General features: G+C 65.4%; 17 protein-coding genes. 11 read left to right on the forward strand and 6 right to left on the reverse strand.

The genetic code is table 11. The features are described from left to right. The 3 genes from ACFOJE_RS15855 to ACFOJE_RS15865 all read left to right on the forward strand — a co-directional run. The coding region (locus ACFOJE_RS15855; RefSeq protein ID WP_377815467.1) for a substrate-binding periplasmic protein at window positions 1–842 on the forward strand (842 nt) is incomplete at its 5' end. A gap of 13 nt (window positions 843–855) precedes the next feature. Continuing rightward, a complete protein-coding gene (locus tag ACFOJE_RS15860) occupies window positions 856–1,206 on the forward strand; it encodes a DUF4398 domain-containing protein (protein ID WP_377815468.1) in 351 nt (116 codons plus the stop codon). Beyond that, window positions 1,206–2,015 (forward strand): OmpA family protein, encoded by an 810-nt coding sequence (locus tag ACFOJE_RS15865; RefSeq protein WP_377815470.1) that lies wholly within the window; start codon window positions 1,206–1,208, stop codon window positions 2,013–2,015. Before ACFOJE_RS15860 ends, ACFOJE_RS15865 begins: the two co-directional genes overlap by 1 nt. Window positions 2,016–2,042: 27 nt before the next feature. On the opposite strand, the gene ACFOJE_RS15870 is transcribed toward ACFOJE_RS15865, so the two are convergent. Beyond that, window positions 2,043–2,216 carry a DUF2897 family protein gene (locus tag ACFOJE_RS15870; protein WP_377815471.1) on the reverse strand — a complete coding sequence of 58 codons (174 nt, stop codon included), beginning with the start codon at window positions 2,214–2,216 and terminating at the stop codon, window positions 2,043–2,045. 138 nt (window positions 2,217–2,354) lie between these two features. On the opposite strand from ACFOJE_RS15870, the gene ACFOJE_RS15875 reads away from it, so the two are divergent. The 8 genes from ACFOJE_RS15875 to efp all read left to right on the forward strand — a co-directional run bounded on the left by ACFOJE_RS15875 (window position 2,355) and on the right by efp (window position 9,344). Then, entirely contained in the window at window positions 2,355–3,656 is a 1,302-nt protein-coding gene (locus ACFOJE_RS15875; RefSeq protein ID WP_377815473.1) for an ATP-binding protein, read from the forward strand. A gap of 2 nt (window positions 3,657–3,658) precedes the next feature. Further along, complete coding sequence (locus ACFOJE_RS15880; RefSeq protein WP_377815476.1) at window positions 3,659–4,573, forward strand: response regulator; 915 nt, start codon at window positions 3,659–3,661, stop codon at window positions 4,571–4,573. A 73-nt stretch (window positions 4,574–4,646) separates the two neighbouring features. Then, window positions 4,647–5,375 carry a ZIP family metal transporter gene (locus tag ACFOJE_RS15885; RefSeq protein ID WP_377815478.1) on the forward strand — a complete coding sequence of 243 codons (729 nt, stop codon included), beginning with the start codon at window positions 4,647–4,649 and terminating at the stop codon, window positions 5,373–5,375. 61 nt (window positions 5,376–5,436) lie between these two features. Further along, window positions 5,437–6,132 carry an orotidine-5'-phosphate decarboxylase gene (gene pyrF / locus ACFOJE_RS15890; RefSeq protein ID WP_377815480.1) on the forward strand — a complete coding sequence of 232 codons (696 nt, stop codon included), beginning with the start codon at window positions 5,437–5,439 and terminating at the stop codon, window positions 6,130–6,132. Between the two features lie 36 nt (window positions 6,133–6,168). Beyond that, complete coding sequence (locus ACFOJE_RS15895) at window positions 6,169–6,801, forward strand: hypothetical protein (protein WP_377815483.1); 633 nt, start codon at window positions 6,169–6,171, stop codon at window positions 6,799–6,801. A 203-nt stretch (window positions 6,802–7,004) separates the two neighbouring features. After that, window positions 7,005–7,478 (forward strand): bacteriohemerythrin, encoded by a 474-nt coding sequence (locus ACFOJE_RS15900; RefSeq protein ID WP_377815484.1) that lies wholly within the window; start codon window positions 7,005–7,007, stop codon window positions 7,476–7,478. Between the two features lie 120 nt (window positions 7,479–7,598). After that, window positions 7,599–8,732 carry an elongation factor P maturation arginine rhamnosyltransferase EarP gene (gene earP / locus ACFOJE_RS15905; RefSeq protein WP_377815486.1) on the forward strand — a complete coding sequence of 378 codons (1,134 nt, stop codon included), beginning with the start codon at window positions 7,599–7,601 and terminating at the stop codon, window positions 8,730–8,732. Window positions 8,733–8,777: 45 nt separating this feature from the next. After that, the gene (gene efp, locus ACFOJE_RS15910; RefSeq protein ID WP_377815488.1) at window positions 8,778–9,344 is read left to right on the forward strand and encodes an elongation factor P; all 567 of its coding nucleotides are present in this window, start codon (window positions 8,778–8,780) and stop codon (window positions 9,342–9,344) included. 258 nt (window positions 9,345–9,602) lie between these two features. On the opposite strand, the gene ACFOJE_RS15915 is transcribed toward efp, so the two are convergent. From ACFOJE_RS15915 to ACFOJE_RS15935, 5 genes are all read right to left on the reverse strand, one after another. Then, on the reverse strand, window positions 9,603–10,376 hold the full coding sequence (locus ACFOJE_RS15915; RefSeq protein WP_377815490.1) for a type 1 glutamine amidotransferase: 774 nt from the start codon (window positions 10,374–10,376) through the stop codon (window positions 9,603–9,605). Further along, window positions 10,376–11,239, reverse strand: coding sequence for a phytanoyl-CoA dioxygenase family protein (locus ACFOJE_RS15920; protein ID WP_377815491.1), 864 nt, complete (start codon window positions 11,237–11,239; stop codon window positions 10,376–10,378). The genes ACFOJE_RS15915 and ACFOJE_RS15920 overlap by 1 nt, the downstream gene beginning before the upstream one ends. 12 nt (window positions 11,240–11,251) lie before the next feature. Beyond that, window positions 11,252–12,625, reverse strand: coding sequence for a type III glutamate--ammonia ligase (glnT, locus tag ACFOJE_RS15925; protein ID WP_377815504.1), 1,374 nt, complete (start codon window positions 12,623–12,625; stop codon window positions 11,252–11,254). Window positions 12,626–12,757: 132 nt separating this feature from the next. Further along, entirely contained in the window at window positions 12,758–13,792 is a 1,035-nt protein-coding gene (gene qhpR / locus ACFOJE_RS15930; RefSeq protein ID WP_377815493.1) for an AraC-like transcriptional regulator QhpR, read from the reverse strand. Between the two features lie 312 nt (window positions 13,793–14,104). After that, window positions 14,105–14,443 (reverse strand): hypothetical protein, encoded by a 339-nt coding sequence (locus tag ACFOJE_RS15935; protein WP_377815495.1) that lies wholly within the window; start codon window positions 14,441–14,443, stop codon window positions 14,105–14,107. Window positions 14,444–14,633 lie beyond the last annotated feature (190 nt).

Below are 14,633 nucleotides of genomic sequence, written 5' to 3' on the forward strand. Positions count from 1 at the left end.
GATACCGAGAGCCCCTCATCCTCATGCACTTTCGCCTCCGAAGAGCTCTGCTGGCGCTGGCCGCCATGCTGATGCTGCCTGCTTGCCAGGCAGTCGCCGGCCAGTGTGAGCGCATCGTCGCCACCGGCGATCCCGAGTTGCCGCCTTACCTCTGGCAGGACCCGGAAAATCCAGGGCGACTGGTCGGCGCCGCTGCCGATCTGCTCGATCAGCTCGGCAAGGCGTTGGGCGTCAGGATCGACACCATCCATACCGGCGCCGGTCCCCAGGCCGAGGCGGACGCCGAGAGCGGGCGAGTCGACCTGCTGATCGGCACCACGCCGAATGCGAGTCGACGGCAGTCTCTGGATTTCATCGAGCCGGCGCCGTTCGTCCTGTCCAGCAGTGTCTGGGTGCGCCGGGATCAGGGCTTCGCCTACGGCGGCTGGAACGATCTGTACGGTCATTCCGGTGTGGTTCTGGCCGATGGCAGGCTGGCTCGGGAGTTCGATCCGTTGTCCGGCGCCTATCTGCCGCTGCAGGAGGCGTCCGCATTGCCCGAGGCTTTGCGTACGCTGCAGCAGGGCAGGGCCGACTATCTGCTCCACGAATCCCTTTCCACCCAGGCGGTCGCCGAGCGGCTGGGGATGCTCGGGGAGGTTCGGGCAATTGAGCCGCCGATCACCAGCGAGGGGCTGTATCTGGCTATCTCCCGAGACTCCGCCTGCAACGAACCGGCGCTGCGCGAGCGGTTGGCCTCCGGGATGGCCGAACTGGTCGCCAATGGGGTACCGGAGCAGTTGCTGCAACGAAACCTGGAACGCTGGAAAGCGTGGCAGCGGGCCGAGCCCCTCAATGAGTAGGAATGTCTTTTCCATGAATAAAGCAGGTTTATCCATTGCCCTGGTCATGCTGGGCCTGGTCGGCTGCAGCAATCACCCGGCACCCGAGGAGCAGCTGCGCCTGAGCGAGCAGGCACTGGACCAGGCCAAGGCCGTCGGAGCCTCTGCTGAGGCGGACGAACTGGCGCTGGCACAGGACAAGCTCCAGCAGGCCCGGATCGCCTTCGACCGCGGCAAGTACCGGAAGGCGCGCATGTTGGCCGAGCAGGCCGAGCTGGACGCGCGCCTGGCCGAGGCGAAGGTGTTGACGCAGAAGAGACAGAAGCAGCTGAGCGAGCTGGAGCAGCAGGTCGAGTCGCTTCGCAAGCAGTTGGGAGCGCTGTGATGAAACAATGGCAACTGAACTCCATCGCCCTGCTGGCATTGACACTGCTGGCCGGCTGTTCCACTTCGTCCAGCCCTCGGCAGGCCTTGGCTGAGGCCAAAGCGGACTTCGAGGCGGTGAGCAAGCCTCCGGCGATACAGCAGAGCACCGAGCAGAATCTGCACCAGGCCGACGAGTCGTTGGCACGGGCCGAGCGCCTGTCCCATTACTGGGGCAATGGCCGGGAGGTCGTGCACTATGCCTACCTGAGTAGTCGCTATAGCGCGATTGCCCGCGAGCAGGGCGCACAGAATCTGGCCGGCGAGCGGATCTCGGGACTCGAGCGGGAGCGTGCGCGCCTGGAGCTGGCACTGCACGAGTCGCAGCAGCTCGGGGGCGAGCCCAAGGGCGAATGGCTCGAGATGCAACTGGCCAGCCTGGCTTCCAGCGAGGCGGGGCGCGGCCTGGTCGTGACCCTGGGGGATGTCCTGTTCGATACCGGGCGGGCCGATCTCAAGCCGGCGGCGACGCGCAGTCTGCTGCAGGTGGCTTCGTTCCTGCGGGTCAACGAGAACCGGGCGGTACGCATCGAAGGCTACAGCGACAACCAGGGCGATGCGCAGCAGAACCTGGAGCTTTCCCGTGCCCGGGCGCAATCGGTCAGCGCCATGCTGGTGGATCTGGGGATCTCGCCCCAGCGAATCCAGGTCAAGGGCTATGGGGACGCCCACCCCATCGCGGAAAACGCCTCCGCCAGGGGCCGTGCGCTCAACCGGCGGGTCGAGATCGTGGTTTCGGACGAAAAGGGCGTGCTCGGCGCGGAGCGCTGAGTACAGTCCCGAGCGCCCGTTGGGCGCTCAGCCCCTGTCTTCCTTACGCTCCTTGGCATCCAGCTCGACGTTGCGCTGGCGGATGCGCTCGAGCTGCTCCGGGCTGAGGGGCAGCTTCTTCGCCGAGTCGCGCAGCAGCATCAGGCTGCCGATCACCGAGCCAAACGCAAGTATCAGAATCAGCCATGCGAACCAGGGCATAGGGGGCTCCTGCAGTCGAGAGGATTGTTCGGGCTAGCGTAGCGGGAGACGCTTCGGACGTATCCCAATGGCACATTGTCATATGATGGCAATCCGATGCTGCTGTAATCGCCGCTCCTGCCATTTTGGAGACGGCCCATGTCCTCCAGCGCTCTCGTCCGCCTGCTCAAGTCGCTCGACCCGCTCTCCCCGGAAGTGAGCATCGGCGATGTGGCGGACCGCCTGTTGACGGCCGAGCACAAGGCCTTTCTGTCCCTGCCGGTGGTGGGTTCCGACGGTAGACCCCTGGGGCTGGTCAGCCGTTCCAGGCTGCAGGACATCTTCATGCAGCGCTTCGGCCGGGATCTCTGGGGGCGTCGGCCGGTCGCCGACGTGATGAATCCGGAGCCTCTGATCGTCAGCCTGGAGACCGGCCTGGAGGAGGCGGCCCGGCAGATCACCGGAAAGCTGCAATACCCGATCACCGAGGACTTCGTCCTGGTGGATAGGGACGGCCGCTATCGCGGCCTGGGCACGGTGCTTGACCTGCTCAAGGCAATGGAAGACCGCATCGCCCAGCGCAATCGCGTGCTGCGCAAGGCGCTGGTGGAGCTCAAGGAGTCCCAGACCCAGCTGGTGCAGTCGGAGAAGATGGCTTCCCTCGGCCAGATGGTCGCCGGCGTCGCCCATGAGCTGAACACGCCGCTGGGCTATGTGAAGAACAACGTGCAACTGCTGCGCGAGCTGACCGGCCCGCTGTTCGAGCTGGCCGAGGCGCAGTCACGGCTGGCCGAATACCTGAGTGCCCCGGATGCCGACGAGGAGCGCCTGGCCACGGCCCTGGAGAATGCCGCCAGGGCGCGCGAGCGGGCTTCTCCCGAGAGCCTCGCCGACGATCTGGGGCAGCTGTTCGACGACACCCTCTACGGTCTCGGGCAGATCGGCGAACTGGTGGTCGGCTTGAAGGACTTCGCCCGTCTGGACCGAGCCATGAGCGAGGAGGTCGATCTCAACGACTGTATCCGCAGCACCCTGGTCATCGCCCGCAACGGCATCAAGGACAAGGCCGAGGTGGTGACGCAGCTGGGCGACCTGCCGCGGATCGCCTGCGCGCCCTCGCAGATCAACCAGGTCCTGCTCAACCTGCTCAACAACGCCGCCCAGGCGATGGAAGGCTTCGGCCGGATTCAGGTCAGGAGCTGGGCGGATCGGCAGGCGCTGTACGTCTCGGTCCAGGACAACGGCTGCGGCATACCGCCGGAAGTCCAGAAGCGCATCTTCGATCCCTTCTTCACCACCAAGCCGGTGGGCAAGGGAACCGGCCTCGGCCTGTCGATCAGCTTCAAGATCATCCAGGATCACGGCGGCAGTATCCGGGTCGCCTCGGAAGTAGGCCGCGGCACGCGGTTCCTGATCAGCCTGCCGCTTGGCCAGGCTACCACCTTGCAACGGAGTGCCTGACCATGAACCAGCCCACCCGCATCCTTTTCATCGACGACGAAGAGCGCATCCTGCGCAGCCTCGCCATGCAGTTCCGCCGGCAGTACGAGGTGCTGACCGAGAGCGACCCGCGGCGGGCCCTGCAGCGCCTGCAGAGCGAGCCGGTCGATATCATCGTCTGCGACCAGCGCATGCCGCAGATGAACGGGGCCGAGCTGCTGAGCCAGGCCCGGGAGCTCGTTCCCGGCAGCCTGCGCATCCTGCTCACCGGCTATTCCGACCTGGACGCAGCGGTCGAGGCGCTGAACGGCGGCGGCATCTTCCGCTACCTGACCAAACCCTGGGACCCGCAGGAAATGGCCTTCACCCTGCGCCAGGCCGCGGAGATCGCCGCCCGTCAGGGGCTGGCGGACGGTCAGCCGACGGGCGCGAGTTCGGCGCTGCCGCTCAACGTGCTGCTGCTCGACGACACCGCCGACACCCTGGACTGCGTCGAACAGTTCTGCAGCGCCGGCGGGCATCGCCTGCTGCGTGCGCGGACTGTCGGCGAAGCGGTGGAACGGCTGAACGCCGAGCCCATCGACCTGCTGGTCAGCGACCTCAAGCTGGCCGGGGAGGACACCGCGCCGCTGCTGAAGACCCTGGCCCAGGCCCATCCGCGCCTGCTCAGCCTGGTGGTCACGCCGTTCCGCGATACCCAGGCGCTGCTCAAGCTGATCAACGAGGCGCAGATCTTCCGCTATCTGCCCAAGCCGATCCGCCGCGGTCTGTTCGAGAAGGGGCTACGTGCGGCCGCCGATCAGGTAGTGGCCTGGCGGGCGCAGCCGGTGGCGGCGCCGGCGCGTTTGGCCGAAGCGCCGAGAGACGCCCGCGAGCGGGAAAAGGTTGGCAGCCTGCTGGGCATGCTCGGACGCTTGCGCCAGCGTCTCAGCGCCTGAGATCCGCATCGGTCTGCTGGAAGGCGGGGAATCCGATACTCTTGCCTTCACTAGGGGGCAGGCGGGATCGGCGATGATTCTACTGGCGGGGATATGGGGATGGCTGGCGGCGAGCAGTCTGTTGCTCGGTGCCTGGCTGGGCTACCGAGCCGGGCTGTCGGACAAGATCGTCGCATCGGTCATGGCCTTCGGCAGCGGCGTGCTGATCGCGGCGCTGTGCTTCGAGCAGATACCGGAGGCGCAGCGTCTCGGCGGGGTCTGGCCGACCCTGGCCGGGCTGCTGGTCGGCGGTGTCGCCTTCGTTCTCGCCGACGAGAGCCTCGACCGCCTGGAGGCGCGCCACCGTGCCAGGACCCAGGGCAAGGGAGCGCTGGTCGGCGTGCTGATCGCGGCCGGAGCCCTGCTTGACGGCATCCCCGAGTCTCTGGCGTTGGGGCTCGGACTGCTCGATGACGGGCACGTCAGCCTGGTGCTGCTGGTCGCCGTGCTGCTCTCCAACCTGCCGGAGGGCCTGGCCAGTGCCAGCAGCCTGCGCAGCGAAGGCCGCAGCGGGCTTCAGGTGTTCGTCATCTGGGGCTCCATCGTCGCTCTGTCCGGCCTGGCGGCGATGACCGGGCCGGCCCTGCTGGCGGGCATGCCGCCGGCGTGGCTGGCCTTCGCGCTCGGCTTTTCCGCCGGGGCAGTACTGTGCATGCTGGTGGACACCCTGATTCCCGAGGCATTCAAGACCACCCACGCGTTGACCGGGCTGATCACCCTGGCCGGCTTCATGACGTCCTTCGCCCTGGAGTTCCTGAAGTAGCGGGCCGCGGGGCCGGGCTTCCGCTACAATGCGCGGCGTCACGAATCGCTGGAGCCCGCCAATGCCCTGTCAGACCCCGATCATCGTCGCCCTCGACTTCCCCAGCCGCGAAGCCGCACTGGATCTGGCCGCCCGGCTGGACCCGGCGCAGTGCCGGGTCAAGGTCGGCAAGGAGCTGTTCACCCGCTGCGGGCCGGGTGTCGTCGAAGCCCTGCAGGCACGGGGCTTCGAGGTCTTCCTCGATCTGAAATTCCACGACATCCCCAACACCACGGCGATGGCGGTCAAGGCCGCCGCCGAGCTGGGGGTGTGGATGGTCAACGTGCACTGCTCGGGCGGTCTGCGCATGATGAGCGCCTGTCGCGAGACGTTGGACAAGCTCGGGGGCCGCAAGCCCCTGCTGATCGGCGTGACGGTGCTGACCAGCATGGAGCGCGAGGACCTGGCCGGGATCGGTCTGGACATCGAGCCCCAGCAGCAGGTCCTGCGACTGGCCGGTCTGGCCGAGCAGGCCGGGCTCGACGGGTTGGTCTGCTCGGCCCAGGAGGCGGTGGCGCTGAAGACCGCGCATCCGTCGCTGCAACTGGTGACTCCTGGCATTCGTCCGGCCGGCAGCGCCCAGGACGACCAGCGTCGCATCCTCACGCCGCGCCAGGCGCTGGAGGCCGGCTCCGACTATCTGGTCATCGGCCGCCCGATCGGCCAGGCTGCCGACCCGGCGCAGGCGCTGGCCGCCGTGGTGGCCGAGCTGGCCTGAGCCGGCGATTTCCAGAGTGTCGGGCCCGATGGATCGATGACCCTCCCGATGGACGAGAATCCCTATGCGGCCCCCCGCGGGGCGTTGCAGGACGAGCCGAGGCTGCCGCCGCTGCCCGGTTGGAGCGCGGCCCGGCTGAGACTGCTGGGCTGGCTCGGTCTGGCCTCCGCCCTGGGGGCTCTGGTGGTCATGCTGCTTTCCCTGCCGTTCGGCGGGGGCATGCTCCATGCCACCGGCTATGCCTACTGGCTCGGACTGATCACGGTGCTGCTGGGCGACTACCTGCTGCTGCGCTTCAAGAGCTTCGTCGAGGCGCGCTTCGAGGCCCGCGGTCTGAGCTGGCCGGTCTGGCTTTGCATCCTCCTGAGCCTGCTGCTGGAGGTTGCCGATCCGTTTCTGGAGTCCTCTTTCCATGCCTTCGGCTGGTCTGCCCTGTTCTTCGGCCTGGCCCTGATCGTCTATGGCGGTCTGACGGTATGGCTGGGCGTGCGTCTGCGGAAGGTTCCCGGTGCCTACCGAGCCCTGCGGGTCATGGCCTGGCTGCTGATCGCCGGAGGGCTCATGCTGGCTTCCCTGATCCTGGCGTTACCGGCCATGCTGCCCCTGCTGGGAGCCAGCCTGGCGCAGTCCCGGGTGTTCTTCAGGGGCTGTGCGGAAGTGCGCGCGTAAGGCTAGTTGGCTGCTCCACGTCCTTTCCGGGGAATGTTCGATAGACCCCGATCGGCTCTCCGGTGGCTGTCCCGCCGGGTGCCGGATCAGCGGAAATGTGATCCGTTGCCCACTTGATATGAGTCAAAACGCCACTAAATCCCTCGCTCTAGTCTGCATTCCCAGTATCCCGGCATAACGCGCAGCCGAAGGGGGAGAGTGGAGTGGCTTATCTGATTTGGCGAAACGACCTGAACACGGGTATCGAAGCGATCGACAGTCAGCACAAGCGGATCGTCGACATGATCAACCGTCTGGATCTGGCCCAGGCCCAGGGGCAAGCCGTGGTCGGGAAGGTCATCGAGGAGCTGGTCGACTACACGGTCTCCCACTTCGCCTTCGAGGAATCCCTCATGGAGAGCGCCGGCTACCAATTCAGCCGTGCCCACAAGCGCATTCACGATCTGTTCATCAAGCGGGTTTCCGGCTACCGCACCCGATACGAGCAGGGCGAGGATATCGCCGAAGAGCTCAAGGATCTGCTCTCGCGCTGGCTGTTCAGCCATATCCTGAACGAGGACGAGAACTACGTCGGTGCGGTCAAGCACAGCATGATCGCCCTGACCGGCGATCGCAGCGCGGGCGGCTGGCTGGCCCGCTCGATGAAGCGATTCTTCGGTCACGGCGCCTCCGCCTGACCTGACCCTGCCTGTCGCATTCGCGGGCGCTGCAGGGCGCCCGCTTCGTTATCTCCACTCCGTTTCCGGCTGGCATAATCCGCCCCTTCCGCTCGGCATCCACTCGGCAAGGGAAACGGCATGCATGCTTCCTGGGAAATCTTCTGCAGCGTAGTCGACAACTACGGCGACATCGGTGTCACCTGGCGCCTGGCCCGGCAGCTGGTGGCCGAGTACGGGCAATCCGTCCGCCTGTGGGTCGATGATCCCTCCGCGCTGGTGCGCCTATGTCCGGAGGCGGACGAGAATGCCGTCCGGCAGTGGCAGCAGGGGGTAGATATCCGTCGCTGGACGGCCGACTGGCAGCCGGTCGAGCCCGCGGATGTGGTGATCGAGGCCTTCGCCTGCCAGTTGCCGGCGGCCCACGTCGCGGCCATGGCAGCGCGCCAGCGCAAGGTGCTCTGGCTGAATCTCGAGTACCTGAGCGCCGAGGAGTGGGTCGGCGATTGTCATGGGCTGCCGTCCCTGCAGCCCGGCGGGATGCAGAAATTTTTCTTCTTTCCGGGCTTTACCGAGAAGACCGGCGGGCTTCTGCGCGAGCGGGGGCTGATCGAGCGGCGCCGCGCCTTCCAGGCCGACGAACCGGCCCGTGCCGACTTTCTCCGCTCGTTGGGCGTCGAGGTCCTGCCCGGAGAGCGGCTGATTTCGCTGTTCGCCTACGAGAATGCCGGATTGCCCAGCTGGCTGACGGCACTGGCGGACGGCTCTCAGAGCACGCGGCTGCTGGTACCGGAAGGGCGGATCCTCGGCGACCTGCAGCGCTGGCTGGCGGTCCCGGCGCTGCAGGTCGGCAGCGAGTGCCGGCGCGGCGCCTTGACCATCCAGGTGCTGCCCTTCGTGCGCCAGGACGACTACGACCGACTGCTGTGGTGCTGCGATTTCAACGCCGTGCGCGGCGAGGACTCCTTCCTGCGAGCCCAGTGGGCCGGACGGCCGCTGCTCTGGCATATCTATCCGCAGGAAGAGGGTGCGCACTGGGACAAGCTGGATGCCTTCCTGGCCCTCTACCTGGCGGACCTCCCGCCGCAGGCCGCCCATGCCCTGCGGTCCCTGTGGCGGGCCTGGAACGAGGAAGGGGAGATGGGTAGTGCCTGGGAGGCCGTGACGGAGCAATGGCAGGAGCTTAGGGGCCATGCCGAGCGCTGGTGCGCACGACAGGCTACACGCCCGGATCTGGCTGCGGGACTGGTGCAATTTTATACAGATTGGCTATGATACGCGGCCTGCTTTTTTGTCACTCATTCCATTTCGGATATTCATATGAAAACCGCACAAGAGTTTCGTGCCGGCCAGGTGGCCATTATCAACGGCGAGCCGTGGGTTATCCAGAAGGCCGAGTTCAACAAGTCCGGCCGCAACGCTGCCGTGGTCAAGATGAAACTCAAGAACCTGCTCAATGGTTCGGCGACCGAGACCGTCTACAAGGCCGACGACAAACTCGAGCCGGTAATCCTCGAGCGCAAGGAAGTGACCTACTCCTACTTCGCCGATCCGCTCTACGTCTTCATGGACAACGAGTTCAACCAGTACGAGATCGAGAAGAGCGACCTGGAAAGTGTCATGGCCTTCCTCGAAGACGGCATGACCGACGTCTGCGAAGCGGTGTTCTATAACGACCGTGTGATTTCCGTGGAACTGCCGACCACCATCGTGCGCCAGATCGCCTACACCGAGCCGGCCGTTCGTGGCGATACTTCCGGCAAGGTGATGAAGACCGCCCGTCTGACCAACGGTGCCGAGCTGCAGGTTTCCGCCTTCTGCGAAATCGGCGACTCCATCGAGATCGACACCCGCACCGGCGAGTACAAGTCCCGCGTCAAGGCCTGAGCCTGAGCGAGACGTCTGGAGCCCGGCCTTGTGCCGGGCTCTTTCGTTGTGGAGACCGCATAATCCCTGGTGCGAGCTTGTCGGCCAGTCCTATACCTTGCGCGTACCTCAGAGTGAGGCCTGCCGGCGCTGGTGGATCGCTGCCAGTGGCGTGATAGCCCTGAGGAAAGCCGATCGGCTCCGTCTTCCGGGTGGCCCCTTCGGTAAATCGGGAGCCTCCGGTCTCGTGGTCGAGACAGAAGGCTCCCGATGATGGCATCACAGAGCCGAACCTCCTGTCTTGCCCGTTGCCTCGGCCGGCCATCCCGGAGGGCTGACCAGATCCAGCCAGCGGTGCATCAGCGTGCGAGCGAAGGCGGTCTGCACTTGCTGGTATCGGTCGAAGTCCGTCTCGGCCTGCTGGATCAAGCGGCGTATCCGCTCCTGATCATGGGCAGGGTTGCCGAGCAGCTCGCGCCGGTTCCAGGTATCCACGATCTGCGGTGTCACCTCGAAGTGGAACTGGAAGGCGTAGATCCGCTCGCCGATGCGGAACGCCTGGTGCCTGACCGCGTCGCCGGTCATCAGCAGGGTCGCTCCCTCCGGCAGCGCGAAGGTGTCCGAATGCATCTCGAACAGCCGCTGCTGCGGTGCCAACGCGGCGAATAGCGGGTCCTTCTCTCCGTCCGGAGTCAGGCAGAGCGGGGTGAAACCGTACTCCAGGAATCCCTGGGGCTCGACTTGCGCGCCATAGGCATAGGCGATCGCCTGGCAGCCCAGGCAGGAGCCGAGAATCGGCTTGCCGGCATCGGCGAAGCGGCGGATCAGCACCGCCAGATCGTCGAAGTAGGGCTTCAGCGCCTGATCGTGCACGCTGACCTCGCCGCCGAACACGATCAGCGCGTCGTAGTCCGCGATCGACTGCGGCAGCGGGTCGTCGTGTCGGCGGTAGAACCAGTGCAGTCTGCCGCCCCGCTCGGCCACCACCTCCCCGATCCGGCCCGACTCGACGGCACCGTCCATGCCGCCGGCCATGATTGCGACTATGTCCATCAGACGATGCTCTTTTCCAGATACTCGTCCAGCCTCGGGGTGCGATAGCCGTCCTCGCGCCAGATGATCGGGAAGTAGCTCTCGTCCACCTCGTTGGAGCCGAACTTCTTGTAGCGCCCGTAGATGGGGCCGTTGCCGATCTTCATCAGCTCGGGATTGAACTGGATGTCGTCCTGGAAGCAGTGCATCGCCAGGGCCCGCCGCGGCACCGCGGCCTTGTTGATCCGCGAGCCGTGCCACAGCCAGCCGTCATGGAAGGCGCCGCCGCCCGGCGGGACCTCGATGGGCACCAGGTCCAGCTCGAAACCGTGTTGCTCGGCCCATTCGCGCACTTCCTTGAGGTCGTCCTCGGGGCCGTGGAATTTCATGATCGGCTTGGCCTCGCCCCATTTGTGCGAGCCGCGGATGTAGACCAGGGTGCCGCCGTCGGCGGTGGTGTGATCCAGCGCCAGCCAGCAGCTGACCAGGGCCGGCTTGTCGATCCAGAGGGAATACATGCTGTCCTGGTGGAAGCCGATGGAGCGGCCGCCCACGGGTTTCCACAGCAGGTTGTCGATCATCAGGCGCGCCCCGCCCCAGCCGCCGAGGCGGGCGCAGGCCTTGCCCATGTTTTCGCTGAGCACCTGGCGGGCCACGGCGAGGTCGGACTTCCAGGCGTTGCAGATCTGCTTGGTATAGGGCGGATCGCCCACCGGCAGGTTGACCTCGTCGGGCTTGATGCCGGTCTCGTATTCGCCGCGCTCGAAGATGCCTTCGAAGCGGCCGAGGATCTCCCGGGCCAGCTCGGGCTCGATCAGCTTGTCGACGATCAGGAAACCATCCTGGCGAAACTGTTCGATCTGCTCTTGCGTCGGTTGGAACATAGTCTTTCTCTCTCAGTAGAAGGTGAGGTAACGGTTGATTTCCCACTCGGAGACGGTGCGGTGGTATTCCTGCCACTCCTGCCGCTTCAGTCGGAGAAAACTCTCGATCAGGCGATTGCCGAGGGCCTGCGCGAAGAAGCTGTCCGCTTCCAGCGCGTCGAGGGCTTCGTTGAGGTTTTCCGGCAGGCGCTCGACGCCGAGCCGTTTCACGGCCTCCGGGCTCAGGTCGTAGAAGTTGACCGACTGCGGCGCTGGTGGGGTGAGTTCGCGGTCGATGCCGTCCAGGCCGGCGGCGATGATCGCGGCGGTCGCCAGGTAGGGGTTCATGCCGCTATCACCGATGCGCACCTCGATACGCCCGTAGGGGATGCGCAGCATCGCGGAGCGGTTGTTGTCGCCGTAGGCGATGAATACCGGCGCCCAGCTCGGGCTCTGCGGCGTGCCGCAGATCAGCCGCTTGTAGGAGTTCACGGACGGGCAGAGCAGGGCGGCCAGGGCAGGCGCGTGGGCCATCACGCCGGCAATGAACCGGTAGGCGGTCTGCGACAGGCCCATGCCGCTGGGGTCTCCGGCGTCGTGGAACAGGTTGTCGCCGGCCTCGTCGACCAGCGAGCAGTGCACGTGCATGCCGTTGCCGGTGGTGGTGGCGCTGAGCTTGGGCAGGAAGCTGCAGATCGCGCCGAGGCCGTTGGCGACCTCCTTGGCGGCCATCTTGAAGAATTGGATGTTGTCGGCCGTCTTCAAGGCCTCGTCGTACTTGAAGTTCAGCTCGAACTGGCCGTTGGCGTCCTCGTGGTCGATCTGGTAGACCTCCAGGCCGACCGTGCTCAGGGCTTCGTAGAGCCCTTCGAGGAAGCGTGCGTTGCGGGTCAGCCCCTGGTAGTCGTAGGTGGGCTTGTTCAGGGTGTCGGTGTCGTCGAAGGGCACCACCGCGCCGCTGGCGTCGCGCTTGACCAGATAGAACTCCGGCTCCAGACCGGTCATGAAGCGCAGGCCGCGTTCGCGCAGGCGTTCGGTCTGCCGGGCCAGCACGTTGCGCGGGTCGAGCGGGAAGCGCTGGTCGCCGGCCATGCCGTGGCCGCGGATGCAGGCGTAGCCGGGCATCCAGGGCATCAGGGTGAGCGTCGACAGGTCCGCCACCAGCATGAACTCGGGGTCCTGCGGCTTCATGTCGAAGCCGAGGATCGCGCCGCCGGCGAAGCCGGCCCCGGCACGGGTCAGGTCCTTGAGGCAGTGGACGGGAACCGCCTTGCTCTTGATGCCGCCGTGCAGGTCGACGAACTGAGCCAGGATGTATTTGACCTTGTGTCGCTCAAGGAAGATATGCGCCTCTTCCAGCGCGTTCTCCGTCGGGCAGACCCACACGGAGGGCAGGGCATTGGGCATCGCGGACATCGTTTCCATCCTCGTGTCTGTTGGATGGATTCAGTGTCACGAAAGGGGCTTAGCCGAGCGTTGACCGCAGGAATCGGCAGTTTGACATTCGGCGCCAATCCCTGGCCGCCGCTGTCCGGTGGGTTACTGCAGCCTCCAGTCGCTCGGGCTCAGGTTTTTCCAGCGGACGAAGGCCCGGGTGAAGGCGCTGGCCTCGGAGTAGCCTAACCGGTAGGCCACCTCGGAGACGCTGAGCCGCTCGTAGTTTAGATAGCAGACCGCCAGCTCTTCGCGGACCTCGTCGAGCAGGCTCCTGAAGGAGTAGGACTCGGAGGCCAGCTGGCGCTGCAGGGAGCGCTGCGATAGGTGCAGCCGTCGGGCCACCCGTTCCAGGCTGGCCTCGCCGTTCGGCAAGAGTTCGATGATTTCGCTTTTCGCCCGCTGGGCCGTGCTCTGGTTCTGCTCCACCTTGCCGGCCAGTTCCATGAGCGAGCCGCGGGTGATGTTGTTCAGCATCGGATTGGCATCCGGCATGGGGCGATCCAGGCAGGACTCGCGGAACAGGATCAGATTGCTCGGCTGCTGGAACCGGACGTTGCAGTTGAACGCCCGGCGGTGCTGGCTGCCGTCCACCAGCGCCGGATGCTGGAAGTGCACCTCCAGGGGCGACCAGTTTTCCCCCAGGCCACGCCTGAGCACATTGTTCAGCATACCGACGGTCAGTTCGGCATCCTGACGCCGGTCCACGATGTCCCCGTCCAGCAGGCGATACTCCAGCCGGCAGATGCCGTCACGGACCGTCAGGCGCAGTTCGCTGTTGCGCTGGAACACGGGGAAATGCTTCAGCATGCCGTCGATCGCGGTGCGCAGATCGGCAGCGGTAATGGCATGGAAGCCGAAGAGTCCCAGCCCCTCGGGGACGAACTGCTCGCCGAACCAGAGACCGAAATGCTCGTTCCCGGTCGACTTCGCCGCCTCGTGTATCGAGTTGCAGTAGTGCTTCAGCGAGATGGTGCGGTTGGGCTGCTCGTAGAGTCGGGATCCGAGCCCGGCTCTGGAGAGGACCTCGGTACTTCTACCCCCTTGAGCGTCTATAAGTTCTTCGAGTCCGAGAGTGACCGATGCCAGTACGCTGGAGGGGGCATGTCTTCTGGCGGAGCCTCGTTTGGCATTCAACATGGCGCTTGCCCTGACGTTTGTATCGATATCGGGCGAAGCAATTAACAGACCATTGTGATGGGGGCGGAGAGGCGCAGGAGGAGAGGATGAGTGCGCCGCTGCAGTGCATGGGATGCCAGAGAGACATGGGGATGGAGCACCATTCGATCCGCAGGATATTTCCCTGCAGTCGCACCGGGGCGGAGCTCTTCGGGATGCCTGCTCGGTCAGTGACCGAGTACCGTTTGCTGGCGGGATTGCCCCGACTCATCGGGGCTGGGCCGGTGCGCCGCTCTTACCGCGAGCAGGGCCGGTTTGGCCATGCGAGAAGGGTTATGCGGAAAACACCTGGGTGGCCAATGAGATGGCCCCTACAGCGCCGATCATTCCACCCAGCGCTACGGCAACGGCTTGGTATCCGTTGAGCCTCCGGTTCCGAAAGATTGCCATCAGAAGCAGACCGACCGCGATGATGCCGCCACCCAGGGTCAGCTCCAGGGCTACGTCGAAGGGGAGTGTAGCCAGCACTTCGCGTATCGCTCTCACCGTCTGCGAGATGGTGGCCCGATCGAGTCGGTGACTGACCAGATAACCACCGACACCCGCCACGGCAATGCCCAGCACGATCAGAGCTGGCTCGAGGTATTCCAGCTTGTGTTTCTTGTCGCTCATCGTGTTCTCCTCGATCTCCGGGAATGCTGCCCTTGGCGGCGGTCTTCTGCGTTATACACTGATCGGAGGCGACTGGCTCCTGGCGATCCAGACTGTGTGAAAACGCCGGTCTCGCCTAGAGTTGCTGAAGCGACGTCAGCGAGGGCGACGTATGAAGCGATTCATCGAGGAAGCGAGCCGGACCCAAGTC

The organism is Azotobacter bryophylli (assembly GCF_042643485.1).
Lineage (GTDB): Bacteria > Pseudomonadota > Gammaproteobacteria > Pseudomonadales > Pseudomonadaceae > Azotobacter > Azotobacter bryophylli.

Coding starts and splice junctions, on each gene's coding strand:
- ACFOJE_RS15860 (WP_377815468.1), top strand. CDS start 856: ATGAATAAAGCAGGTTTATCCATTGCCCTGGTCATGCTGGGCCTGGTC.
- ACFOJE_RS15865 (WP_377815470.1), top strand. CDS start 1,206: ATGAAACAATGGCAACTGAACTCCATCGCCCTGCTGGCATTGACACTG.
- ACFOJE_RS15870 (WP_377815471.1), bottom strand. CDS start 2,216: ATGCCCTGGTTCGCATGGCTGATTCTGATACTTGCGTTTGGCTCGGTG.
- ACFOJE_RS15875 (WP_377815473.1), top strand. CDS start 2,355: ATGTCCTCCAGCGCTCTCGTCCGCCTGCTCAAGTCGCTCGACCCGCTC.
- ACFOJE_RS15880 (WP_377815476.1), top strand. CDS start 3,659: ATGAACCAGCCCACCCGCATCCTTTTCATCGACGACGAAGAGCGCATC.
- ACFOJE_RS15885 (WP_377815478.1), top strand. CDS start 4,647: ATGATTCTACTGGCGGGGATATGGGGATGGCTGGCGGCGAGCAGTCTG.
- pyrF (WP_377815480.1), top strand. CDS start 5,437: ATGCCCTGTCAGACCCCGATCATCGTCGCCCTCGACTTCCCCAGCCGC.
- ACFOJE_RS15895 (WP_377815483.1), top strand. CDS start 6,169: ATGACCCTCCCGATGGACGAGAATCCCTATGCGGCCCCCCGCGGGGCG.
- earP (WP_377815486.1), top strand. CDS start 7,599: ATGCATGCTTCCTGGGAAATCTTCTGCAGCGTAGTCGACAACTACGGC.
- efp (WP_377815488.1), top strand. CDS start 8,778: ATGAAAACCGCACAAGAGTTTCGTGCCGGCCAGGTGGCCATTATCAAC.
- ACFOJE_RS15915 (WP_377815490.1), bottom strand. CDS start 10,376: ATGGACATAGTCGCAATCATGGCCGGCGGCATGGACGGTGCCGTCGAG.
- ACFOJE_RS15920 (WP_377815491.1), bottom strand. CDS start 11,239: ATGTTCCAACCGACGCAAGAGCAGATCGAACAGTTTCGCCAGGATGGT.
- glnT (WP_377815504.1), bottom strand. CDS start 12,625: ATGCCCAATGCCCTGCCCTCCGTGTGGGTCTGCCCGACGGAGAACGCG.
- qhpR (WP_377815493.1), bottom strand. CDS start 13,792: ATGTTGAATGCCAAACGAGGCTCCGCCAGAAGACATGCCCCCTCCAGC.
- ACFOJE_RS15935 (WP_377815495.1), bottom strand. CDS start 14,443: ATGAGCGACAAGAAACACAAGCTGGAATACCTCGAGCCAGCTCTGATC.